This is a genomic window from Phytohabitans maris (genome assembly GCF_031085175.1).
Taxonomy (GTDB): domain Bacteria; phylum Actinomycetota; class Actinomycetes; order Mycobacteriales; family Micromonosporaceae; genus Phytohabitans; species Phytohabitans maris.
The window spans coordinates 77,024-98,614 of the sequence record NZ_JAVHUY010000004.1 but is presented as its reverse complement, the minus strand read 5'-3'; the positions used below and the strand labels follow the sequence as shown (position 1 = coordinate 98,614).

The following is a 21,591-nucleotide window of genomic DNA, read 5'->3' as shown; positions in this document are numbered from 1 at the left end:
ACCGCAGCGGGCGAGATCGGGTCAGGACAGGCGCTGGGCGCGGTGCAGGACGCGCTGCACCACGACGACGAGCGCGAGGAAGGCACCGCTGACGACCTGCTGGAACGAGGAGGTGAGCGTGCCGACCTGGTTGATGAGGCTCTGGATGACGCCGAGCAGCAGCACGCCGGCCATCGTGCCGGTGAGCCCGCCGGCGCCGCCGGTGAGCAGGGTGCCGCCGATGACGACGGCGGCGATGACGTCCAGCTCCAGGCCGACCCCGAGGATGGTGACGCCGGACGAGAGCCGGGCCGCGTTGAGGGCGCCGGCGAGGCCGGCGAGCAGGCCGGAGACGAGGTACACGAGGGTCTTCACCCGCGCGACCGGTACGCCCATCAGCGCGGCCGCCTCCTCGTTGCCGCCGATCGCGTAGACGCTCTGCCCGAAACCGGTGCGCTGCAACAGGATCGCGCCGAGCAGGAAGAGGCCGAGCGTGATGTAGACCGGCACGGTGAGGCCGAGGAACGACGCCTGGCCGAGCGCGGCGAACGCGTCGTCCTCGACCAGGTAGGTGTTGGCGCCCTCGCCGGAGACGGCGAGCATGAGCCCGCGCATGCCGAGCAGCCCGGCGAGCGTGACGATGAACGGGGCCATCCCGGTGCGCGCCACGATCAGCCCCTGGACCAGGCCGATGAGTCCGCAGACGGCGAGCGGGAGCAGCAGCGCGGCGAGCACCCCGTACCGGGAGCCGTAGGCGGCGAGCACGCCGGCGAGCACGAACGACGAGCCGACCGACAGGTCGATGCCGCCGCTGATGATGACGAAGGTCATGCCGATCGCGATGATGGCGACGAACGACGAGGAGACCGCGATGTTCGCCGCGTTCTGCGGGGTGGCGAACGAGTCGAACGCGATCGCTCCAACCAGGACGGTCGCGGCGAGCACCATGAGGGCGCCGTGGTGCTGGACGATCTGGCTGGCCCGTTCCCCCTTGGCCGGCGTGGCCGGAGGCGCCTCGACGGCAACGCTCACTTCTTCCTCCCCCGGGCGGCGTAGACGGCGGCCAGGATGATGACCGCCTGGACCATCTGGGTCCAGGACTGCGGCAGGTTGTGCTTGATGAGCGTGGCCTGGAGCAGCTGGATGAGCAGCGCGCCCATGACCGTGCCGAGCACCCGCACCCGCCCGCCGGTCAGCGGGGTGCCGCCGACCACCACGGCGGTGATCGCGGAGAGCTCCATCAGCAGGCCGAGCGAGGTGGGGTCGCTGGCCTGGAGGCGGGCGGTGGCGAGCACGCCGGCGACGGCCGCGAGCAGTCCACTCAGGACGTACACGGCGACCAGGATGCGGCGTACCGGAAGGCCGGAAAGCTTGGCGGCGGCCCGGTTGCCGCCGACGGCGACCAGCTGCCGGCCGAAGATGGTGCGTTTGACGAGGAACGCCACGACGGCGGTGAGCACCGCGGCGATGATCACCACGAGCGGCAGCCCGAGGACCGAGCGGCTGCCCAGGGTGATCAGCGCCGGGTTGCGAAACTCGGTGAGCTGCGGGACCAGCACGTTGGCCAGGCCCCGGATGCCGACCAGCAGCGCGAGCGTGGCGACGATCGGCTGCACCCCGGCGTACGCGACCAGGGCTCCCCCGCCGGCGCCGACCGCGGCGCCGGCGACCAGCGCGGCGACGATCGCGACCGGCGCGCCGTACCCGAGGTAGAGCACCACCATCGCCGACGACAGCGCCATCACCGAGCCGACCGAGAGGTCGATCCCCTCGGTACCGATGACCAGCGCCATGCCGAGCGAGACGATGACGATCGGCGCGACCTGGATGAGCTGGGTGCGAAAGTTGGCGACCTCGAGGAAGTGCGGGGTGAACGCCACGTTGAACAGCAGCAGCGCGAGCACCGAGGCGTAGACGCCGTACCGCTGGAGCCAGGCGAGCGTGCGGGTGCGGCCGCCGAGCGGCTTCGGGAGGGTGCCGGCCGTCTCAGCCATCGACCCCTCCCCCGTCCGCGATCGCTCTCATGATCGCCTCCTCGGTCACCTCGTCGCCGGAGAGCTCCCCGACGACCGCGCCGTCGCGGAGCACCACGACCCGGTCCGAACCCTCGACCAGCTCCTCCAGGTCGGAGGAGATGAGCAGCACGCCCAGCCCTTCGGCGGCGAGCTCGTCGATGAGCGCCTGCACCTCGGCCTTGGCGCCGACGTCGATGCCCCGGGTCGGCTCGTCCAGCAGCAGCACCTTGGCGCCGGTGGCGAGGGAGCGGGCGAGCAGCACCTTCTGCTGGTTGCCGCCGGAGAGCTCGGAGACCTTCTGGTGCGGGCTGGTCGCCTTGATCCGCAACCGCTTCATCAGCGTCTGCACGACCCGGTCGACGCGGGCCTCGGAGACGATGCCGGCGCGGGAGAGGCGGGGCAGCGCGGCGAGCGCGATGTTGTCGCGGACGGACATCGTCGGCACGATCCCCTCGGCCTTGCGGTCCTCGGGCAGCAGGCTGGCGCCGGCCCGGATCGCGGCGGCCGGCGAGCCCTTGCGCAGCGCGTGGCCGGCGACGACCACCGCCCCGCCGTCGAAGGGGAGCGCGCCGGCGATCGCCTTCGCGGTCTCGCTGCGCCCGGCGCCGAGCAGCCCGCCGAGCCCGACCACCTCGCCGGGGCGTACCCGGATGGAGACGTCGTGGAGCTGGTGGCGCCGGGACAGCGCGCGGGCCTCGACCACCGGCTGCCCGTTCTTCGCGGTGTGCCGGCCGGCGAACTCGGTCTGGCCGCGCAGCCGCACGTCCGCCGTGTCGCGGCCGAGCATCAGCGCGATCAGCTTGACCCGCTCCAGCCCGGCGAGCGGGCCGGTGTGCGCGACCCGCCCGTCGCGGAGCACGGTGACCTGGTCGCAGATCCGGTACAGCTCTTCGAGGCGGTGGCTGACGTACACCACCGAGATCCCGCCGGCGCGCAGGTCGCCGATGACGCCGAACAGCGTGTCGACCTCGCGCGGTTCGAGGGCGGAGGTGGGCTCGTCCATGATGACCACCCGCGCGTCGATCGAGACCGCGCGGGCCAGCGCGACCATCTGCTGCGCGCCCATGCCGAGCGAGCGCAGCGGCCGCCGCACGTCCGTCTGGATGCCGTAGCGGGACATGACCCGCCGGGCCTGCGTGTACAGCTGGCCGGTGTCGATGACCCCGAGCCGGCCGCGCGGCTCCCGCCCGAGCAGCAGGTTGTGCGCCACGCTCATCTGCGGGACGAGGTTGACCTCCTGGTAGATGGTCGAGATGCCGGCGCGCTGCGCGTCGAGGGGGGTGCCGAACGACACCGGCCCGCCGTGCAGGCGCAGCTCCCCCCGGTCCGGCTGGTGCACGCCGGTGAGCACCTTGATCAGCGTGGACTTGCCGGCGCCGTTCTCGCCGACCAGGGCGTGCACCTCACCCGCCGCGAGGCGGAACGACACGCCGTCCAGGGCGAGGACGCCGGGGAACCCTTTCGAGATTCCCCGGGCCTCGAGGACCGGAGCCGTACCGTCACTCATCAGTACGCGTGCCCCAGGCTGTCCTTGGCGTTCGCCGTGGTGTACTCCCGGTCGCTGATGATCGTGGTGGCCGGGATGGCCTCGCCGGCGACGAACTTCTGCGCGGTCTGGAAGGCGAGCGGGCCGAAGCGCGGGTTGGACTCGATCACCGAGTACAGCCAGCCGTCCACGATGCCCTGCACCGCCGCGCGGGTGCCGTCGATCGACACGATCTTGACCTGGCCGGGGGTCTTGCCGGCGCCCTTGAGCGCGGTCACCGCGCCGAGGGCCATCTCGTCGTTCTCCGCGTAGATGCCGCTGGTGCCGGGGCGGGACTGGATCAGCTGCTCGGTGACCTGCTGCCCCTTCTCCCGGGTGAACTCGCCGGTCTGTTCAAAAGTGATCTTGATGTTCGGCGCCTTCTCGGCGATCCGGTCCTTGAAGCCGGCGGTCCGGTCGGTGGTGACGTTGTTGCCCGGCGCGCCGAGCAGGATCGCCACCTCGCCGTTGCCGCCGAGCGCCGCGATCATCTGGTCGGCGGCGCGCTTGCCCTGCTCGTAGAAGTCGGAGCCGATGAACGTGAGGTAGTCCGTGCACGGCTGGGCGTTGATCTTCCGGTCGATCGTGATGATCGGGATCTTCTTCTCCGCCGCCTGCTTGAGCACCGGCTCCCAGCCGTCGGAGTTGAGCGGGGCGATGACCAGCAGCTTCGCACCCTGGGCGATGAGCTGCTGCACGTCGGAGATCTGCTTGGAGAACTGGGACTGCGCGTTCGTGACCCGCAGGTTGGCGATGCCGAGCGCCTTCGCCTCGTCCTTGATCGACTGGGTCTCGGCGATCCGGAACGGGTTGGCCTCCTTCTCCGACTGGGAGAAGCCGACCGTCGCGGTCTTCACGTCGAACGCCTGGCCACCGAAGCTCTGCAGCGTGCAGGTGGGGCCGTCGGCGGCGGCGCTCTGGGCCACCTGCTCGCCCGCGCTGCCGGCCGGAGCCGGGGTATCGGAAGTGTCCTCGCTCTTGGCGCACGCACCGGTCGCGAGCAGGGCGGCCACCGCCAGCGCCGCCCATCCACGTCGTCTGCTCATGCTGATCCTTTCGTGGGTGGGACCCGACGGCGCCATCGGTTGGACTCAATCAAGCACCCGTGGCCGAGCAAAGTCAATACCAACCGATCAGATTCGGTCGCGAATCCGATCGCAACCGATCGCTCGCGTCCCCGACTCCCCGTGATCGAAGCTCCCACCAGGTCGTTCTAGCGACTTGACGGGAGCTTCGATCACGGGAGAGGGGCGCGCGGTGCGCGCTCCTCGCAGGCGGACTGAGTACGATCAGATCCGAAGTCATCCGATCACAAGGGGTGGAGCGTGGCGGCGGACGACTCCCGGGGACAGGTGGAGACGCGGCGGGCGATGTTCGCGGCCGAGCGGCGCCAGCGCATCCTCGAGGTGATGCGGGCCAACGGTGCCGCCTCCCTGCGCGACCTCGCCGAGGCGGTGCAGTCCTCGGAGGTCACGGTCCGGCGCGACCTGCGCGTCCTGGAGGCCGACGGGCTGCTCAACCGGCACCACGGCGGCGCGACGCTGCCCGGGGCGCTCTCCCGCGAGCCGACGTACGCGCAGAAGGCCCACGTCGCCTCCGCCGAGAAGGCGGCGATCGGCGAGCTCGCCGCGTCGCTGGTCGAGGATGGCGACGCGATCGTGATCGGCGCCGGCACCACCACCCAGGTCTTCGCCCAGCACCTGGCCCGGCACAACGAGCTCGCCGTGGTGACCAACTCGCTGCTGGTCGCCCAGGCCCTCGCCGCCGCGCCCCGGATCGAGGTGGTGCTCACCGGCGGCACGCTGCGCGGGTCGATCCACGCGCTGGTCGGCAGCGCGGCCGAGCGGTCGGTGGCCGGGCTGCGGGTGCGGCGGGCGTTCATCTCCGGCAACGGGCTCACCCCCGAGCGCGGCGTCTCCACGCCCAACATGCAGGTCGCCAGCGTCGACCGGGCCCTGGCGGCCGCGGCCGAGGAGATCGTCGTCCTCGCCGACCACACCAAGATCGGCGTCGACACGATGGTGCAGACGGTACCCACCGACGAGATCGACCATCTGGTCACCGACGACGGCGCACCCCGTGACGTGCTCGACGAGCTGGCCAACCGCGCGGTCCGCCTGCACGTCGCGAGAGTGTAACGGGCTCTTTACGATTCCGGATCCGTACGGAATCATCGCGATCAGTCGCTGCGAGGGGGCACCCGTGGTGGACGCGATTCTCGACCTGGCGGGTGTGGTCCGGGACTTCCCCGGCACCCGCGCACTCGACCACGTCTCGTTCAGCCTCGGCCCGGCCGAGGTGCACGCCGTCGTCGGTGAAAACGGTGCCGGCAAGTCCACATTGGTCAAGGTCCTCGCCGGCATCCAGCGGCCGGACGCCGGGATCCTGCGGGTGCGCGGCGAGCGGGTCCGCTTCGCCTCGCCGCGCGACGCCGAGCGGGCCGGGATCAGCGCCGTGCACCAGGACGCCAACCTCGTGCCGCAGATGAGCGTCGCCCGCAACCTCTTCCTCGGCCGCGAGCCGCGCCGCCGCCACGGCCTCATCAACATCGCCCGGATGAACGCGCTCGCCGCCGAGATCACCGCCGGGCTCGGCCTCCGCGTCGACGTGCGGCGCCCGCTCGGCGCCTACGAGCCGGGGGTACGGCAGATGGTGGCCGTGGCCCGGGCGCTCTCCGCCGGTACCCCGGTCGTGGTCCTGGACGAACCCACGGCCGGGCTGGAAGCCGCGGAGGCCGACCGCCTCTTCGCCGCCGTCGCCGCGGCCCGGGACGAGGGCCGCTCGGTGGTCTACGTGACCCACAAGCTCTCCGAAGTGGAGGCCGTCTGCGACCGGGTGACCGTGCTGCGCGACGGCCGGATCGTCCACACCGGACCGGTCGCCGGCCTCGACCGGCTGCGGCTGGTGTCGCTGATGCTCGGCCGCCGGGTCACGCACGGCCCGACCGCGGTGCTCGGCGCCCCGGCGGACGAGCCGGCCGACGAGCCGATCCTGCGGGCGACCGGCCTGACCCGCCGGCACGTGCTGACCGACGTCTCGATCAACCTGCGCCCCGGCGAGGTGGTCGGGCTCAGCGGGCTGCTCGGCGCCGGCCGCACCGAGACCGCGCGGGCGATCGCCGGCGCGCTGCCGCTCGACTCCGGGCAGGTGACGGTCTCCGGTGCGAGCCTGCGCAAGCGTTCGATCGCCGGGGCGATCCGGGCCGGCGTCGGGCTGCTGCCGGACAACCGCAAGGCCGAGGGGATCGTCGGCACCCTCTCGGTCCGCGACAACATCGCGCTCGCCGCCCTCCCCCGCCTCACCCGCGCCGGCATCGTCTCGGAGGCGCGGCTGGACAAGGTGGTCGGCGCGCTGATGAGCCGGCTGCGGATCAAGGCGACCAGCCCGCACCAGCCGGCGGCCGAGCTCTCCGGCGGCACTCAGCAGAAGGTGCTGCTGGCCCGCTGGCTGGCCACCCACCCCCGGGTGCTCATGCTGGACGAGCCGACCCGCGGCATCGACGTGGGCAGCAAGGCCGAGGTGCAGTCGCTCATCGACGACCTGGCCGTGGACGGGCTCGCGGTCATGCTCATCTCCTCCGACCTGGACGAGATCGTGAGCACCTGCGACCGCGTGGTCGTCCTGCGCGACGGCGCCATCGTCAGCCAGCTCACCGGCCCCGACATCACCGAGAAGAACATCATGTCCCTGCTCGCCGGCTAGCTCACGCGCTCCTCGCGGCCGCCGGCGCCTAGGACGGCGTCGTGTGCGTCGCGGGGCTTCGCTAGCGTCGGCGCATGCCCCAGGTTCTCAGCTACGCGGACGCGGTACGCCTGCTCGGCGGCCGGGACAGCAAGGTCGTCGATGCCCTGGAGGCCCTGACCAGCGGCGCGGTCCTCAGTGCCGCCGTGCCGCTGCCGGCGGAGCTGGTGCGGCTCGGGCACCAGGTCGTGCGCGGGCTCGCCGAGCGGCGCAGCGGGCTGTCCCGGTACGGGCGCACCCAGCGGCTGGAGGCGGCGCACGCGGTCATCGTCGTCACCGCGTACTTCGAGGCGCTCGCCGAGTCCGAGCCGCCGATCGCGTTCGCGAAGCTGGAGCTGACCAAGCAGGAGCAGCTCGCGGTCGCCGGCGGCGGTGCCGCGCTCCCCCGGCTCATCTTCGAGCCCGGGCCGCGGCTGCCCGGACCGCACGACCCGCACGACCGTCTGCTGAGCACACTGCACGGCTACTACGCCGAGGTCTCCGGCGCCCTCGCCCGGTTCCTCGGCGGGCTCGCGGTCTGGGAAGGGCTGCCGGAGAGCGACCGGGCCGCCTTCCGCCGGACCCTCGACGCGCTGCCGCCGGCCGCCGTGGCCCGGTACGAGGAGCTCTTCCGCCAGCTCGGCGCCGACTTCCCGGAGGTCGCGTTCTGGTCCGGCCTGCGCGAGCACTCCGCCACCCGGGACGAGCTGCGCGGGCTCGGCGTGGCGCTCACCGGGCTCGGGCGGGTGCTCGACGGCATCTCCACCGGGCGGGTGCCGGACGCGCGGCGGGCCGCCCTGGCCCGGGCCAACGAAGCAGCGCTCGACCGGCCGGTCGTCGAGGCCGGCGACGTGCCGCCCGGGCTGCGGGTGCCGGCGCTCGGCGAGGCGTACGTGACACCGCTCTACCGGGTCGCCACCGCCGGTGGCCGTACCAGCGACGAGGCCTGGTGGTCCGATGTGGAGGTCCGCGACGACCTGCAGGAGTTCCTCGCCGGGTTCCTCACCTCGCCGCGGGCGGTCGAGGCGCCGCTGCTCGTGCTCGGCCAGCCCGGTTCCGGCAAGTCCGTGCTCACCAAGGTGCTCGCCGCCCGCCTGCCGGCGGCCGACTTCCTGCCCGTGCGGGTCGCCCTCCGCGACGTACCGGTCAGCGCCGACCTGCAGGACCAGATCGAGTACGCGATCCGCGCCGGGACCGGCGAACGCGTCGAGTGGCCGGCCCTGGCCCGTTCGGCCGGCGACGCGCTGCCGGTGGTGATGCTCGACGGCTTCGACGAGCTGCTCCAGGCGACCGGGGTGAGCCAGTCCGACTACCTCGCCCGGGTCGCCGCGTTCCAACGCCGCGAGGCCGAGCAGGGGCGCCCGGTCGTGGTGGTCGTGACCAGCCGCACCAGCGTCGCCGACCGGGCGCGGGCCCCGGAGGGGACGGTGGCGGTGCGGCTGGAACCGTTCGACGAGCCGCGGATCGAGGCGTGGCTGGAGGTGTGGAACCGGGCCAACGCCACCCACCTCGCCGCCCGCGGCCTCACCCCGCTCACGCTCGCCGCCGTACTCCCGCACCGCCAGCTCGCCGGGCAGCCGCTGCTGCTGCTCATGCTCGCCCTGTACGACGCCGACGGCAACGCCCTGCGCCGGCTCCCGGCAGCGGACGGGCTCGGGCAGCACGAGCTGTACGAGCGGCTGCTGCACAGCTTCGCCCGGCGCGAGGTCGCCAAGCACCGCCCCGGACTGTCCGAACCGGACACCGCGCGCGCGGTCGAGGAGGAGCTGCGGCGGCTGTCGCTGGTCGCGTTCGCCATGTTCAACCGCAACACCCAGTGGGTCACGGAGGCCGACCTCGCCGCGGACCTGGCCGCCGTGATGGGCGAGGCGCCACCGGCCGCGAGCGACCTGCGCGCGCCGCTGGGACGGGCCGAGATCGTGCTGGGGCGGTTCTTCTTCGTGCACCGGGCCCGCGCGATCCGGGACGGCGCCCGGCTGGGCACGTACGAGTTCCTGCACGCCACGTTCGGCGAGTTCCTGGTCGCCCGGATGACGTTCCAGGCGCTGCGCGACCTGGCCGCCCGGGACGCCGCGGCCACGCTGTCGTTCGGCACCGCGCCGGTCGACGACGACCTGCTGCACGCGCTGCTGTCGTTTTCGGTGCTGAGCGTGCGCACCCCGGTCGTCGGCTTCCTGCGCGGCCTGCTGTCCCAGCTGGACGGTGCCGGGCGGGCGGCGCTGGGCGCCCTGCTGGTACGGCTCCTGCGGACCGTGCACCACGCACGGCCGCCGCGCCGGCTGGCCGGGTACCAGCCGCGGGTGCTGCCGGTGCCCGGCCGGTACGCCGCGTACAGCGCCAACCTGCTGCTGCTCGCCGTGCACGCCGCCGGCCCGCTGCGGGCCAGCGAGTTCGTGGACGGCGAGCCGGTCTCCGGCTGGAAGCGGCAGGCCATGCTGTGGCGCTCCCAGCTGCTGTGGGACGAGTGGCAGAGCCTCGTGGACGTACTGACGCTGGAGCGGATCTGGGACGGCGACGCCCGCGACGTCGTGGTGGGCGCGGACGACGGCACGTTCCAGACGCCCCCGATCGACCTGCACTGGACGTACGACATCCCGCCCGGCGACCCGCGCCGCGGCCGGATCGAGATGATGGCGTCGCGGGACACCGAGTACCTGCGGCGCCGCACCCACCTGCTCTGCCGCACCAGCGACGACGCCGTCGTCCACAGCCTGGAGCCGATCGAGGCGACCCTGCCCAACGCCAGCCGCACGATGGCCGACCTGCCCGGCGAGCCGCTGCGGTCGGTCGCCCACGTGCTGCTGGAGGTGTTCCTGCTGCGGGTCCACGACAGGACGCCGGAGGAGCGCAAACAGCTCGTCGCGCGGTATGCCGACATCGTCCGGCGCACGGGCTGGACCGGATTCCTGCTGGACCTCGTGGACGAGATGGAGGGGGTGGGGCATGCGGGAGCGGATCCAGCGGACCGTTGACGGCCTCGTCGCCGGCGGAAGCGAGATAGGACTGCAGGTCTGCGTCATCCAGGACGGCGAGACCACAGTGGACGCCGTCGCGGGCCGCGCCGGCCCGGACGGGCCGCCGGTCGCGCCCGGCACGCTCTTCTACGCGGCCTCCACCGGCAAGGGCGTCGCGGCCACGCTCGCGCACGTCGCGGTCGAGCGGGAGATCATCGGGTACGAGACACGGGTGGCCGAGGTCTGGCCCGAGTTCGCCGCGCACGGCAAGGGTGGCGTGACGCTGCGGGACGTGCTGCTGCACACGGCCGGCGTGCCCGGCCTGCCGGCCGGCGTCACCGTGGCGGACATGTGCGACTGGGACCGGATGTGCGCGCTGGTCGCCGATGCCGAGCCGTGGTGGCCGCCGGGCACCGCGACCGGCTATCACGCGCAGACCTTCGGTTACCTGCTGGGCGAGACGCTGCGCCGGGCATCCGGACGACCTCTGTCCACATTGCTCCGGGAGCTCGTCACCCGGCCACTGGCGGTCGAGGGCGAGGTGTGCTTCGGCGTACCAGAAAGTCTGCTGCCGCGCGTGGCGACGCAGGTGGCCGGCCCGCCGCCGGAGCGACCACCGCCCGGGTCACCGGCGGCGCGTGCGACGCCGGCGGCGGTCATGCCCGACGCGGCCTACGCGAACCGGCGCGACGTGCTCACCTCCGACATCCCCTCGGCCGGCACGATGAGCGCGCGTGGCGTGGCCCGGATGTACGCGGCGCTGCTCGGCCACGTGCCCGGCGTGACGCTCGTGTCACCCGAGCGGCTGGCGCTGATGGCGGCGCCGGCGTTCTCCGGCGTCGACCAGGTGATGGGCTTCCCGACCACGTGGGCGTACGGCTACAGCCCCTACCGGCCGGGCGGGATCGCGGGGCGGGAGGGCTCGACGTTCGGGATGATCGGGGTGAACGGCTCGGCCGCGTGGGCGGACATCGACACCGGCGTGGCGGTCGCGGTGATGCGCAACCGGTTCGCGGCGGGTGACCTCACGGTGGTCGAGGGGGTGGGACGGATCGTGGCGGAAGGGGACCGTTAGGTGAAACCGGTGGTGGAGTTCGACGCGCGGTACAGCAGCCCGGGCGCGGCGGCGACGCCCTGGGCGGACGTGCTGGAGGAGATCGCGCGGGCCGAGGTCTTCTGGCTGACCACGGTCCGCCCGGACCGGCGGCCGCACGTGACGCCGCTGCTCGCGGCCTGGCACGGCGACGCGCTGTACTTCACGACCGGCGCGGGCGAGCGCAAGGCCGCCAACCTGCGTGGCAACGACCGCGTCGCGGTGACCACCGGCGCCAACGCCCTGCGCGGCCTCGACGTCACCCTCGACGGCGCGGCGACCCTGGTCGCGGAGGCGGCGGAGCGGGCCGGCGCGGCGAGCGCCTTCGAGGCGAAGTACGGCGCGCACCTGACCAGCCCGGACGGCACATGGGCGGGCCTGGGCGACACGATCCGGGAGGGCGGCGTGCAGCTCTACCGGGTGCGGCCGGAGGTGGCGTTCGCCTTCGCGAAGGGCGGCGTGTACGCCCAGACGCGGTACCGCTTCGTCTAGGCCGCGCGGCCACGGGTCAGCCGGCGAAGACAGATGGGTGCGCGCGCGGTGGTGGGGTGCCGTGGACGCGTAAATCCCGGACGGTCGCACGGCCCACGGCCCCCTGCCACATGCGCGCGATCATCGTCCCAGCCTAGGCGGGCAGCCCCGGGCGATGGGTCGCGCGGGCGGGCGGTCAGGGGGTGCGGAGGGCGTCGTCGACGCCGGTCTCGCGGCGGCCGAGGTGGACCGGGTCGCGGCCGGAGGCCACGTCGACCACGTGCATGTGGTCGCCGGAGACCAGGATCGCCCGCACCTTGCCGGTCTCCAGCAGCCGCCGTGCCACGTCCAGCCGCGCGGCCAGGAACGGCGAGGGCGTCCCGTCCGGGTACACCTGGGCGCCCAGCACGAGCGCGACGGGCGCCGGCGGTACCTCCTCGGCGGTGAAGATGTGCCCACCCGCGGCCGTGCGCACCCAGATCACGCTGCCCGCGACGGCGGCCGTGAGGGCCAGCGCGCCGGCGGCCGCGACCTTCACGCCGCGGCACAGCCAGCGGCGGAGGGTGGCCCTCAGCGGTGGGCGAAGTCGCATGGATCTCACCATGCCAGCGCGGGTCAAGCTGGCGGACGCGGCGCGCGGGACGTAGGCAGGGAGCATGCACACGATCACGCTGGACGAGCTCGAGGGGTGGGCCGGCGACCCGCTCGTGGTGTTCGTCGGGGTCAGCACGGGCGGCTCGGTGGCGCACGCCGCCTTCGACCGGTGGGCGGCCGCGCTGGGCCGGCCGTGGCGGCTGCGCGGGCTGGACCTGCCCGTGGACACGCCACCGGCGACGTACCGGCGGCTGCTCTGCGCGGTGCGCGGCAACGCGGCCGTCGAGGGCGCCGTCGTCACGGCGCACAAGCTCCGCCTGTACCGGGCCGCCGCCGGCGACATCGTCCCCGGTGACGAGCTCGTGGAGGTCACCCGGGAGGTCAACACGCTCGCCGCCGGCGACGGGCAGGTCCGCGGGTACGCCCGGGACGCGCTCGCCCTCTCGCACGTGCTCCCGCCGGCGGCGGACGTGCTCTGCCTCGGCGCGGGCGGGGCGGGTACGGCGCTGCTGCTCGCGCTCCGCGAGGGTGGGGCGGCGGCGAGCGCGACGTTCGCCGACGTCTCGCCGGCGGCGCTGGACGACCTGCGGGGCGTCGCGGAGCGGGCCGGCGCCGGCCGGGTACGGCTCGCGTACGTGCCGGTGAAGGGGCCGCGGGAGTGCGACGCGCTGGTCGCCGGCCCGCCCGCGCCGGCCCTCGTCGTGAACGCCACCGGGCTCGGCAAGGACGCGCCGGGCAGCCCGGTGACCGGCGCGGCGCCGTTCGGACCGGCCACACTGGCCTGGGACTTCAACTACCGCGGCGGGCTGGACTTCCTGCGGCAGGCGGCGGCGCGGGGCGCGCGGACGATGGACGGCTGGGACTACTTCGTGGCCGGGTGGACCGGGTGCCTCACCGCGATCGCCGGCGTGCCCTTCACCGCCGAGGTGCTCGCCGGCTTTGCCGAGGCGGCCGCGCCGTACCGTCCACGGTAGACACCTCAGGGCTTCCTGGCGATGCCGTAGTGGAGCACCAGGAAGGGCAGGCCGAAGACCCAGAACTCGTGCTCCGCCCGGAGCGCGCCGTCCCGGACGTACACGTCCAGCCGCTCGGCGAAGCCGTGCACGGCGAGGGTGGTCAGCTCCCCCGACTCCGGGTCGATGTGGGTGAGGTAGTGGCCGGGGTGGTCGAGGTCGCCGCGGCTGGTCAGCACCAGACCCCCGTCGGGGCGGGGCCGCGGCGCGAGCGTGGCGGTGAAGCTGGCCTGCGGCAGGGGGAAGCCGACGCTCACGTACCCCCGGCCGCCGTGCCGGTACGTGGTGTAGATGCCGACGTAGATCGGCTCGTCCGTGTCGGCGAAGGAGCGGATCCAGCCGCGGATGCCGATCACACCGTCGCCCGCAGGGCTGATCGTGTCGATCCGGCTGCGGATGCCGCGCTGCGTCTCGCGCTGGTTCATCGGCACGTTGGCCTGCCCGAGCGGGCGCGCCACCAGGCCGCGGTAGAGCAGGTAGCCGGGGCGCACCCAGAGCCGCCACTTCGGCACGATGTCGAGCGTGAAGCGGGTCGTGTGCTCGTAGAACTCCCGCACCCGCGGGTCCACCGAGGCCGGGTCGAAGCCCGGCCCGGCCAGATCGTCGAAGGAGGCCACGATGCCGACGTCCGGGGCGTCCGCGCGGAAGTCGCCGCCGACGACCGCGGCGAGGTCGCGCACGTATCCGGTGCCGACATAGCGGGTACGGGCGGCGAGCGGCACCACGAACGGCAGGTCCGTGGCGGCCACCCGCTCGGCCAGGAGGCTCACCTGCGGGTCGCGGAAGATCAGGGCGGCGCAGGTCCGGTACGCGAGCACGGTCGCGGCCGCCACCACCGCGCCCGGCGCCGCCCACCACAGCGAGAGGGCCAGCCCCACGAGCACGCCGGCGACCGGGCCGAGGAGCACCTTCTGCGGCCGCACGCCGAGCAGCCCGACCACCACGCCGGTGCCGATGCCGACGAGCAGCGGCCCGGCGCCGAGCCGGCCGGCGACCCAGCCGAGCGGCGCGGCGAGCGCCACGCTCGCCGCGATCCGCGCCCACAGTGCCGGGATCTCGCCGGGACGCTGCCGGGCCCGGGCCAGCGCCTCGCCGGCACCGAGCGCGGCGGCGCCGGCGACCGCCCCGGCCAGCGCGGCGGCGCCGCCCCGGTGCCCGGCCAGGGCGGCGCCAGCCAGCCCACCGAGCACCAGGGCGAACCCGATCGCGCCGGTCCGCACCTGTGCCACGGGCGGAATCTACCCCGTGGCGCGGCGGCTCAGGTGTACGGCAGCCGGATCACCGACTGGTTGCCGACCCCGAGCGTGGTGGGGGCGTTGCCGATCGCGCTCCACACCTCGACCCGTACCGTGCCGCCGCTCAGGTTGCCGAGCGCGCCGCTGGCCGAGGCGAGGCCGGCCGCCTGGGTGTAGTGCTCGTAGCCGGTGACCGGGTCGGTGGCGAAGTAGCGGTACGTCTCCACCCGCTCGAAGCCGCCGTTGCCGGTCAGGTCGTACGAGACCCGGACCTGGGTGCCGTTGCCGACCGAGCCGCCGGCGTCCAGGAAGAGGTCGAACGCGGTCGCCCCGCCGTTGTACGCCATGGTGAGGCCGGTCGCGGTGAAGGTGACCGGGTTGGCCGGCGTCCCGTCGTGGTTGGTCCCGCCCGCCGGCGGCACCGCGACCGTGCCCGCCGAGCCGCTCGCCCCGGCCAGCCCGCCGCCGCCCAGCAGGTAGCGGGTCGGCGATCCGGTGGGAGGCGGCGTCGTGGGCGGTGCGGTGGTGGGAGGCGGCGTCGTGGGTGGCGGGGTCGTCGGCGGCGGGGTCGTGGTAGGCGGCGTCGTGGGCGGGTTCGTCGGGTTCGTGCCCCCGCCGGCGCTGCCGCCGCTCCAGGTGTGGGCGCCGGTGGTCACCGTCCGCCCGGCCGGCACGCTCAGCGTGGTACCGGTGGAGAACGTCACGGTGATCGGCGCGTTGCCGATGTTCGACGCCACGTACGTGCGGGCGCCGTTCTTGACGAACGTGGCCGAGAGCGGATGGTTGGCCGAGACGGACGTGTCCACCGTGCCCAGCGCGGCCAGGTTGCGGATCCAGTGGAACGTGTGCGCCTTGCTCTCCCCCTCCTCGGAGGTGAAGCCGCTGTTGGCCCGGAAGTTGGCCAGCGCCGCGTCGCCGTCGCCGAGCGCCTGGAACTCCCACAGGATGTCCTGCCACACCGTCGGCGGCCCGCCGTTGTTGCGGACCAGCTCGGCGTAGTTGGTGTTCACATAGGACGGGTTGTAGCCGAGGTAGAGGTGTCCGCCGGTGACGGGCAGCATGTTGATGCCCTGGATCATCTCCGGCTCGGCGCTGAACCAGGTGGCGTACGCGGCCCCGTCGCCCCACACCATGCCGACCGTGGAGTGGCCGAACGCGGCGGGGAAGTTCTGGTCGGCCGAGTCGAACCAGTACTCCTGGATCGCCGCCGCCTGCGTGGTGTAGAGGAAGACGCCGGCGTCCCGGACCGCCGCGTTGCCGGTCGCCTGGCCCCACTGGATGAGCGCGCTGGCGAAGTTCTGACCCTCCGAAGAGGACTCCTGGTTGTTGCCGGCGCCGAACGAGCCGTGCCCGGAGGCCCAGTCGTGGCCGGCGTAGATGTCGAAGTCGCGCAGGTACGGGAAGCGGGCGTCGCCGCGGTCGTAGTTGTTGGCGTCCCGGACCAGCAGGTCGACCATGCCGCCGTACTGCCCGCTCGCGGCCCACGCCGGGTCGAACTTGGCGAGCGTCGCGGCCGCCGCGATGAAGTATCCATAGTGGAAGTGGTGGTCGTTGAGCTCCTGGTCCGAGCCGTACGACGCCGGGTAGCCGATGAGCGTGCCCCAGTTGGCGTTGTAGTAGAACAGCTGGCCGGCCTCGCCGGAGGAGGCGGTGAGCCAGTTGGTGAGCCGGTTGCGGATCGCGGTCAGCGCGCTGTCCCGCACGGCGGTGTTGCCCACCTGGTCGGCGATCTCGGCGATCCGGGCCGCGCGGCCCAGCCCCTTGCCGGCCCAGTACGTGTCGCCGCCCGACGGGCCCTCGGGGCTGCCCTGCACGGCGGCGAGGTACGAGTTGAGCGTGTTCAGGTCGGCGCCGGAGCTGTCCGCGACCGCCGGCACCTCGGGCAGCACCCCGCGGAACGTCATCGCGGTCTGGAAGCTGGGCACGCCGACCAGCGTGCGCAGCGCGCCCCGGGCCGACGTGTACGTCTCCGGGATGGGCGAGCCGCCGCTCAGGTAGCGCCACTGGTGCGGGTAGAGGCTCACGACGGCACCGGTGGCGCTCCCCTCGCGGGCCGTGGTGGTGAACGCGTACGTGGTGGTGAGCCCGTTGTTGGCCGGGTTGTACGAGTAGGCCACCCGGGTGCCGGTGACGTGCGCGTGGGCGTACTGGCCGTACCGGTTGGCGAGGTCGACCCGGGAGCCGGTGTCGGGCAGCAGCGCCACGGAGAAGTACCCGCGACCGGCCAGTGTGGACACGATGGTGCCGCCGCTGACCGTCCACGTCGCACCGCTCGGCGCGTACGCCACGTAGTCGCTGCCGCCGGCCGTGAAGCCGAGCGTGGCCCCGCCGTCGAGCCACACGGTCGGCGTGCCGGCGGTGGTGATCTGGGCGTTGCCGCCGGTCGCCTGGAAGTACGCGAACGGCAGCCCGTGCCCGATCGTCGCGCGCAGCGTGCGGGTGCCGTCCGTCCAGTACGGCGAGACGGTCCAGTCGCTCCAGCCGTCGACCCGTACCACCGGCGCGTTCAGCCCGGCGACCCCGACGAGGATGTCCTGCGTGTACGGGTAGTGGTACTCGCCGACGCCGGTCGCGGTGCCGCTGATCGCCGCCGTCGTGGTGTACGAGAGGCCGAGCCCGTTGCCGAACGTGTCGTACGAGATCGGGTGCGCGTGCAGCGGCTCGCTGTACGCGCAGTCCGTGCGCTTGAACACCAGCGACGACCACCAGTCGTTGGTCGGCACGGCGCCGGCCGGCGCGTTCGCGGTGAGGAACTGGCGCGGGTCGCTGGAGATGCTCCCGCACCCGGACGGGAGCGCCGCGCCGGGTGGGAGCGTCTCGGTGTAGCTGCCCGCCCCGACCGGCGCCGCGTCGGCGGCCCGCCCGGCGGCGACCGCGAGGAGCCCGCTGGCGAGGATCACCACCGCGCCGGTCGCCGCCAGGCGGAGCCGCTGCCGCCTTCGGGGTCGTCGAGTCGTTGTCGTCGGTCCGGCTCTCATCGCTGACCCCTTCAGGTCGAGACAGTGGGAAGCCGGGGCACGCTCCGACCCACCGACGTGAGAGCGCTCTCCCAGCGGGATCAGAGTGGCGGGTGTCGCTGTCGAATGTCAAGGAATTGTTGCCACGTCATTGCCATCCCGCAAAGCGGACACCGCGCGGTCCGCGTCCTCGCCGACCAGGTCGTGGTTGATCGCGGCACCCGCCATCAGGCCCTGCGCGGCCGCCGACACCACCTGGGCCATCAGGTCGGTCGCGTTGCCGGCGACCCAGACACCGGGCACGTCAGTCCGCCCGGTCGGGTCCGCCGCCGGGTACGCCGCGCCGAACCCCGTCGGGTGCTCCACCGGCTTCAGCCCCAGATCGGCCAGGACCGGCGAGGAGGCGACCATCCGGGTCGTCACCGCGACCACCTCGCGGGCCACGACCGTCCCGTCCTCGAGCCGCACCCCGCTGACCTGGTCGCCAGCGACCTCGACGGCCGCCACCGGCCCCTCGACCACCCGGACGCCCCGGGCCGCGAGGCGCTCGGCCTGCTCCCCGGTGAGCGGCGCGGCGGTGTGGGTGAAGAGCACCACGTCCGGCGACCACTGGCGAAACAGCAGCGCCCGCTCGGCCGACACCGACCCCGCGCCGAGCACGCCGATGGCCCGGTCGCGGACCTCCCAGCCGTGGCAGTACGGGCAGTGCACCACGTCCCGTCCCCACCGCTCGCGCAGGCCGGCGACGTCGGGCAGCTCGTCCACCAGGCCGCTGGCGACCAGCAGCCGCCGGGCCGCGAGCCGGCCACCGCCGTGGAGGTCGACCTCGAAGCCGTCCCCGGTGCGCCGGGCGCCGCGCGCCGTACCGTCCACTATGGTCCCGCCGTAGCGGGTCACCTCGGCCCGCCCCCGCGCGACCAGCTCGGCCGGGCTCATCCCGTCCCGGGTCAGGAAGTTGTGCACACCGGCGGCGGGGGCGTTGCGCGGCGCGCCCGCGTCCACCACGGCCACCGCCCGCCGGGCCCGGGCCAGGGCCAGCGCCCCGCTCAGCCCGGCCGCGCCACCACCGATCACGATCACGTCGAACTGTTCCATGCGCTCGACGGTCCCCCGTCCCGGCGTACCCGGCAAAGATTCTTGCTGTTATGGCAAACTGGGCCGATGGACGGCGACCTGGAGGGAGTGCTCGCCGCGGTCGGCCCCCGCCTGCGGGAGCTGCGGCGGCGGCGCCGCACCACGCTGACCGACCTCGCCGCCGCGACCGGCATCTCGGTCTCCACGCTCTCCCGGCTGGAGTCCGGCCAGCGCCGCCCGACGCTGGAGCTGCTGCTGCCGCTGGCCCGCGCGCACGGCGTGCAGATCGACGAGCTGGTCGGCGCGCCACCCACCGGCGACCCCCGCCTCCACCTGCGCCCGATCCGCCGCAACGGCATGACGATGGTGCCGCTGACCCGCCGGGCCGGCGGCGTGCAGGCCTACAAGCTGATCTTCGGGAGTGGACGGTCCACACCGGACCTGAAGACCCACGACGGGTACGAGTGGATGTACGTCCTCAATGGACGCCTGCGGGTCGTCCTCGCCGGCCAGGAGCTGGTGCTGGGGCCGGGCGAGGCGGCCGAGTTCGACACGCGGGTGCCGCACTGGTTCGGCACCGCCGACGGCGAGCCGGTCGAGGTGCTCAGCCTCTTCGGCCCGCAGGGCGAGCGGGCCCACCTGCGCGTCGGCGCCACCCGCACCCGCCGCGGGTCGTAGGGGGCCGGCGCGGCGTCGTAGCGTGGGGCCAGCATCGGAAGACGACCGGCGACGCACCCCGGCGGCCGCACCTGGCCCGGGCCACCCGGCACGAGGTGCGCTACCGCGATCTCCGTCGTGGTCCCGACCGTCGCTCCCGCGGCCTCACCCTCCGCGCTTGGTCGCGGTTCCACCACGACAGCGCCGGGCGCCGCGCGCGGCCCGGGCCTCGCGCGGCGCCCGGGCGATGTGTTCGCGGAGCTCTCGAGCTGCCCCGTCCGTGCGTCCGCGACTCGACGGCCGCCGCGCCCGGTCGGGCACGGCAGTGCCGGGGCGACGAGTCGCGGAGCTGTCGAGCGCCCCGTCTCTGCGTGCGGCTCGAGAGCTCCGCGCACGCACCCGCCGATCCCGGCTGCGGCGGAGGCCGGGGAAGCCGGCGAGCGCCAGCGAGCCGCCGGCCGCGGCGGTGCCCGCGGGAACGCACCCCGGGGGAACGGTCCGCGGCTGAGGCGGACCGGGGATTCGCGCTGTCTTTGCGTCCTTCGGGTCAGGCCGGGCCGGCGAGGCCGACCAGGTTGCCCTCCGGGTCGGTGAAGTGGGCGACCACCAGGTCGCGGCCGGGCGCCCGCTCGGGGCCCATCACCCGCTTGCCGCCCAGGCTCTCCGCTCTGGCCAGCGCCGCCTCGACGTCGGGCACACCGACGTAGAACACGGTGTGCGGCGGGTGGCCGGCACCGCCGCCGACGCCGCCCGGGATGCCGCTCTCGGGCTGGGTGAAGCCGTACCGGCCGGGCTCGGAGACCGACGGGGCGACCGGGCCGCCGGTGTCGAACCCCCAGCCGAACAGGTCGCCGTAGTAGCCGCGGAGCCGCTCGGGATCGGCCCCGATGATCTCGAAGTGTACGACCGGCTGTCCCATGGGCCGAACCTACAACCGCGCCTCGCCGGGCCGCCACACGACCAGCGCGACGTCCCCCGCGCGCTCCGCGAACCACCCCGACGGCGACGCGGACCGCAGCACCGACCGCAGGTCGCGCTCGAACTCCGCGAGGCGTTCACCGAACAGGTGCGGCGCCGACCACGACAGCGAGAACACCGACGCCACCACCTGGTCGGCCGAGCGCTCGTGGACCGTGCCGCCAACCACCGGCAGCCGCTCCGGGCCGGTGTAGCCCGCGGCCAGCATCACCTCCGCCTCGCCGGAGGGCGTGCCCTGCGGCAGCAGCGCGGTGCCGGCCCGGCGCACCGGCCCCAGGTACCGCCGCACCAGCGCGCCGATCGCCTCGTGCGGCGGCTGGGGATGGGGCAGCGGGTCGGTGCCGGACTCGCCGCGGTGGGTGATCCCGTCGACGTGCACCCAGGCGCCGCCGGGCTCCAGCATCCCGCGGACCAGCCGGGCCACGAGCGGCCGGTCCATCCAGTGGAACGACTGCGCGAACGTCGCCACCCGGAACGTCCCCAGCCCGGCGGGCAGCTCCTCGGCCCGCAGGTGCCGCCACTCCACACCGTCCACACTCGACCGCCGCGCCTCCTCCACCATGTCGCGGTCGGCGTCCACCCCGACGGCGCTCTCGAAGAGCGGGGCCAGCAGCCGGGTCACCGAGCCGGGCCCACACCCCACGTCGAGCAGCCGCCCCCGCCCGTCGAGCCCCAGCCCGTCCCGGAGCACGGTGGCGACCTCCGGCGGGTACGGCAGGCGACCGGCAGCGTAGTAGCGGGCGCTGCCGGCGTAGAGCGCTTCGTTCACCGCACGACCTTAAGGCCAGATCCGCTCCCGCCGCCCGCGGGTTTCTCCGCCCGCGCGGCTCGCGGCGGTACGGTGAGCGCATGGACGACCGGCATCCGGCCCTGGCCCGCCTCGACGCCCTGGTCGGGCGGTGGACCGTGCGGCCGCGGGTGGAGGGGCTCGGCGCGGGGTGGAGCGAGTTCGCCTGGGTGGAGGAGGGCAGGTTTCTGCGGCAGGTCTCCGACGCCGACCCGCTGCCGGAGACCGCGCCGGCCGCCTGGCGGGAGAACAACCCCCTCCCCACCACCGGGATGATCGGGCTCGACGACGCCACCGGCGGGTTCACCATGCTGTACGCCGACCGCCGGGGCGTGCACCGCGTCTACCAGATGGCGTTCGACGGTCGGGTGTGGACGGTGTGGCGCGAGGCGCCCGGCTTCGGCCAGCGTTTCACCGGCACGCTCAGCGACGACGGCCGCACGATCGACGGCCAGTGGGAGATCTCCCGCGACGGCGAGACGTGGGACGTGGACTTCGCCATCACGTACACCCGCGAGGGCTAGCACCACCCGACCGGG

At 74.1% G+C, this 21,591-nt stretch carries 18 protein-coding genes; 8 read left to right on the top strand and 10 right to left on the bottom strand.

The window, feature by feature from the left end:
• Positions 1 to 21: 21 nt before the first annotated feature.
• From RB614_RS05425 to RB614_RS05410, 4 genes are read right to left on the bottom strand one after another with little or no spacing between them, the layout of a single operon-like run.
• Entirely contained in the window at positions 22 to 1,011 is a 990-nt protein-coding gene (locus tag RB614_RS05425) for an ABC transporter permease (protein WP_308711238.1), read from the bottom strand.
• Positions 1,008 to 1,973, bottom strand: a complete 966-nt coding sequence (locus RB614_RS05420; RefSeq protein ID WP_308711237.1) for an ABC transporter permease — start codon at positions 1,971 to 1,973, stop codon at positions 1,008 to 1,010. The genes RB614_RS05425 and RB614_RS05420 overlap by 4 nt, the downstream gene beginning before the upstream one ends.
• Entirely contained in the window at positions 1,966 to 3,501 is a 1,536-nt protein-coding gene (locus RB614_RS05415) for a sugar ABC transporter ATP-binding protein (protein ID WP_308711236.1), read from the bottom strand. Before RB614_RS05415 ends, RB614_RS05420 begins: the two co-directional genes overlap by 8 nt.
• Positions 3,501 to 4,565: an ABC transporter substrate-binding protein gene (locus tag RB614_RS05410; protein ID WP_308711235.1), complete on the bottom strand. Its 1,065-nt coding sequence runs from the start codon at positions 4,563 to 4,565 to the stop codon at positions 3,501 to 3,503. Before RB614_RS05410 ends, RB614_RS05415 begins: the two co-directional genes overlap by 1 nt.
• A gap of 279 nt (positions 4,566 to 4,844) precedes the next feature.
• On the opposite strand from RB614_RS05410, the gene RB614_RS05405 reads away from it, so the two are divergent.
• From RB614_RS05405 to RB614_RS05385, 5 genes are all read left to right on the top strand, one after another.
• Positions 4,845 to 5,657 (top strand): DeoR/GlpR family DNA-binding transcription regulator, encoded by an 813-nt coding sequence (locus RB614_RS05405; protein ID WP_308711234.1) that lies wholly within the window; start codon positions 4,845 to 4,847, stop codon positions 5,655 to 5,657.
• A 64-nt stretch (positions 5,658 to 5,721) separates the two neighbouring features.
• A complete protein-coding gene (locus RB614_RS05400; protein ID WP_308711233.1) occupies positions 5,722 to 7,221 on the top strand; it encodes a sugar ABC transporter ATP-binding protein in 1,500 nt (499 codons plus the stop codon).
• Between the two features lie 74 nt (positions 7,222 to 7,295).
• Entirely contained in the window at positions 7,296 to 10,211 is a 2,916-nt protein-coding gene (locus tag RB614_RS05395; RefSeq protein ID WP_308711232.1) for an NACHT domain-containing protein, read from the top strand.
• The gene (locus RB614_RS05390; protein ID WP_308711231.1) at positions 10,183 to 11,268 is read left to right on the top strand and encodes a serine hydrolase domain-containing protein; all 1,086 of its coding nucleotides are present in this window, start codon (positions 10,183 to 10,185) and stop codon (positions 11,266 to 11,268) included. Before RB614_RS05395 ends, RB614_RS05390 begins: the two co-directional genes overlap by 29 nt.
• A complete protein-coding gene (locus RB614_RS05385) occupies positions 11,269 to 11,778 on the top strand; it encodes a pyridoxamine 5'-phosphate oxidase family protein (protein ID WP_308711230.1) in 510 nt (169 codons plus the stop codon).
• A 175-nt stretch (positions 11,779 to 11,953) separates the two neighbouring features.
• Here the strand turns inward: RB614_RS05385 and RB614_RS05380 are convergent, their stop codons facing one another.
• Positions 11,954 to 12,349 carry a hypothetical protein gene (locus RB614_RS05380; RefSeq protein ID WP_308711229.1) on the bottom strand — a complete coding sequence of 132 codons (396 nt, stop codon included), beginning with the start codon at positions 12,347 to 12,349 and terminating at the stop codon, positions 11,954 to 11,956.
• Positions 12,350 to 12,413: 64 nt separating this feature from the next.
• Between RB614_RS05380 and RB614_RS05375 the strand changes: the two genes are divergently transcribed.
• Positions 12,414 to 13,325, top strand: coding sequence for a hypothetical protein (locus RB614_RS05375; RefSeq protein WP_308711228.1), 912 nt, complete (start codon positions 12,414 to 12,416; stop codon positions 13,323 to 13,325).
• 5 nt (positions 13,326 to 13,330) lie between these two features.
• Here RB614_RS05375 and RB614_RS05370 read toward each other — a convergent pair whose 3' ends face one another.
• The 3 genes from RB614_RS05370 to RB614_RS05360 all read right to left on the bottom strand — a co-directional run bounded on the left by RB614_RS05370 (position 13,331) and on the right by RB614_RS05360 (position 18,651).
• Positions 13,331 to 14,593: a hypothetical protein gene (locus tag RB614_RS05370; RefSeq protein WP_308711227.1), complete on the bottom strand. Its 1,263-nt coding sequence runs from the start codon at positions 14,591 to 14,593 to the stop codon at positions 13,331 to 13,333.
• A 29-nt stretch (positions 14,594 to 14,622) separates the two neighbouring features.
• Entirely contained in the window at positions 14,623 to 17,577 is a 2,955-nt protein-coding gene (locus tag RB614_RS05365) for a glycosyl hydrolase (protein WP_308711226.1), read from the bottom strand.
• Between the two features lie 108 nt (positions 17,578 to 17,685).
• On the bottom strand, positions 17,686 to 18,651 hold the full coding sequence (locus RB614_RS05360; protein WP_308711225.1) for an NAD(P)/FAD-dependent oxidoreductase: 966 nt from the start codon (positions 18,649 to 18,651) through the stop codon (positions 17,686 to 17,688).
• Positions 18,652 to 18,717: 66 nt separating this feature from the next.
• On the opposite strand from RB614_RS05360, the gene RB614_RS05355 reads away from it, so the two are divergent.
• Positions 18,718 to 19,308 carry a helix-turn-helix domain-containing protein gene (locus RB614_RS05355; protein ID WP_308711224.1) on the top strand — a complete coding sequence of 197 codons (591 nt, stop codon included), beginning with the start codon at positions 18,718 to 18,720 and terminating at the stop codon, positions 19,306 to 19,308.
• A 526-nt stretch (positions 19,309 to 19,834) separates the two neighbouring features.
• Here RB614_RS05355 and RB614_RS05350 read toward each other — a convergent pair.
• Together RB614_RS05350 and RB614_RS05345 are read right to left on the bottom strand one after the other, a co-directional pair.
• Complete coding sequence (locus RB614_RS05350; RefSeq protein WP_308711223.1) at positions 19,835 to 20,206, bottom strand: VOC family protein; 372 nt, start codon at positions 20,204 to 20,206, stop codon at positions 19,835 to 19,837.
• Between the two features lie 9 nt (positions 20,207 to 20,215).
• Positions 20,216 to 21,034, bottom strand: coding sequence for a class I SAM-dependent methyltransferase (locus tag RB614_RS05345; protein ID WP_308711222.1), 819 nt, complete (start codon positions 21,032 to 21,034; stop codon positions 20,216 to 20,218).
• 80 nt (positions 21,035 to 21,114) lie between these two features.
• Between RB614_RS05345 and RB614_RS05340 the strand changes: the two genes are divergently transcribed.
• Positions 21,115 to 21,576, top strand: coding sequence for a hypothetical protein (locus RB614_RS05340; protein WP_308711221.1), 462 nt, complete (start codon positions 21,115 to 21,117; stop codon positions 21,574 to 21,576).
• Positions 21,577 to 21,591: the final 15 nt, after the last annotated feature.

Excerpts from the sequence above, each read along its gene's own strand:
- RB614_RS05350 (WP_308711223.1), bottom strand. The coding sequence starts at position 20,206 with ATGGGACAGCCGGTCGTACACTTCGAGATCATCGGGGCCGATCCCGAG.
- RB614_RS05375 (WP_308711228.1), top strand. The coding sequence starts at position 12,414 with ATGCACACGATCACGCTGGACGAGCTCGAGGGGTGGGCCGGCGACCCG.
- RB614_RS05380 (WP_308711229.1), bottom strand. The coding sequence starts at position 12,349 with ATGCGACTTCGCCCACCGCTGAGGGCCACCCTCCGCCGCTGGCTGTGC.
- RB614_RS05390 (WP_308711231.1), top strand. The coding sequence starts at position 10,183 with ATGCGGGAGCGGATCCAGCGGACCGTTGACGGCCTCGTCGCCGGCGGA.
- RB614_RS05395 (WP_308711232.1), top strand. The coding sequence starts at position 7,296 with ATGCCCCAGGTTCTCAGCTACGCGGACGCGGTACGCCTGCTCGGCGGC.
- RB614_RS05355 (WP_308711224.1), top strand. The coding sequence starts at position 18,718 with ATGGACGGCGACCTGGAGGGAGTGCTCGCCGCGGTCGGCCCCCGCCTG.
- RB614_RS05410 (WP_308711235.1), bottom strand. The coding sequence starts at position 4,565 with ATGAGCAGACGACGTGGATGGGCGGCGCTGGCGGTGGCCGCCCTGCTC.
- RB614_RS05415 (WP_308711236.1), bottom strand. The coding sequence starts at position 3,501 with ATGAGTGACGGTACGGCTCCGGTCCTCGAGGCCCGGGGAATCTCGAAA.
- RB614_RS05360 (WP_308711225.1), bottom strand. The coding sequence starts at position 18,651 with ATGGAACAGTTCGACGTGATCGTGATCGGTGGTGGCGCGGCCGGGCTG.
- RB614_RS05420 (WP_308711237.1), bottom strand. The coding sequence starts at position 1,973 with ATGGCTGAGACGGCCGGCACCCTCCCGAAGCCGCTCGGCGGCCGCACC.
- RB614_RS05365 (WP_308711226.1), bottom strand. The coding sequence starts at position 17,577 with ATGAGAGCCGGACCGACGACAACGACTCGACGACCCCGAAGGCGGCAG.
- RB614_RS05340 (WP_308711221.1), top strand. The coding sequence starts at position 21,115 with ATGGACGACCGGCATCCGGCCCTGGCCCGCCTCGACGCCCTGGTCGGG.